The organism is Flavobacterium sp. (genome assembly GCF_013822155.1).
GTDB lineage: Bacteria > Bacteroidota > Bacteroidia > Flavobacteriales > Flavobacteriaceae > Flavobacterium.
Genome location: NZ_PNJW01000207.1, coordinates 1 through 1,050 on the forward strand (window position 1 = coordinate 1; position 1,050 = coordinate 1,050).

The 1,050-nt window shown below is 30.9% G+C and carries 1 protein-coding gene; it reads right to left on the minus strand.

The genetic code is table 11. The annotated features are described in order from the left end of the window. Window positions 1-167: 167 nt before the first annotated feature. A partial coding sequence (locus C0512_RS15970; protein ID WP_290863367.1) for an acyltransferase family protein occupies window positions 168-1,050 on the minus strand: 883 nt, incomplete at its 5' end.

Below are 1,050 nucleotides of genomic sequence, written 5' to 3' on the forward strand. Positions count from 1 at the left end.
TCCGCTGCGTACGAAATGCAGGAAAATAATAACACGGCAAAAATCAGTGCATTAAAAAAATTCTTCATCTTTCCTCCAAATTAAAAGTTTGTAAATATTCCTACTTAATTTTGCACATATAACTAAATTTAGTCTTAAAGTTTTACTCAAACTTACATTTAAAAATACTATTTAACAAGCAACAATTTGTTAGTTAAAGTTTTTTGATAAGCATTTTTAAATAGATAAAACAACCTTGCCAGCAATAAGCAAGTCATCAGCAATATGATGAAACGAATTTGTTTATTCTGGATAAAAATTTTGATGAAGTGGAGTACAAATATATGTACTAGATAAATAAAATAGGTTTTGGCAGAAACCTCAACCAGTATGGCCTTAATGAATTTTGGCAGCTTAATTTTGGAGATAAAAATCAATAATGCACTACCAATAAATAGCCAGGCATAGGTTACTTTTACCCACCAAATTTCTTGTAGGTACATAATACTGAATAAAAATAGTGAGATAGCAAAAATAATTAATTTTTGATTGATAGATTTTGCAAGATAAGTGCACCAGCCAATTAGTAATAGCGGCATGTAAACATGAGGCACTCTAGCAGCAAGATAGGCTGTGTCCCATGCAGCATTAATTAGTATGAAAATTGTTGTAAAGATACAAAGTAGGATGATTGAAAATGTCCATAAATCATTATTCGCTTTCATTTTTATGGTTTTAAAAGAAAAAATTAAGCCGATTAAAACCATGCATTGTGCAAGTACCTGCATATACCACATGTAAGTAAAGGCTGAAGTTTCGTTTCTGTACAAATTCGTAATCATTGAATATAAATCATATTCAGGTTTCACTTTTAGAATGAATAGTTGAAATAAAATAAAAGCACTGCATATTGCCATGTAGGGAATCAGGATTTTCTTTAAGTAATTATTGATGACACCCCATACTTTATCAACCAAAATTAAATTTAGCTGAAAACGGGCAAAGCTAAAACCAGCAAGAATAAACAATAGCATCGATCCTCCATTTCTGTAGCTGATAGGCAGAGCGTCT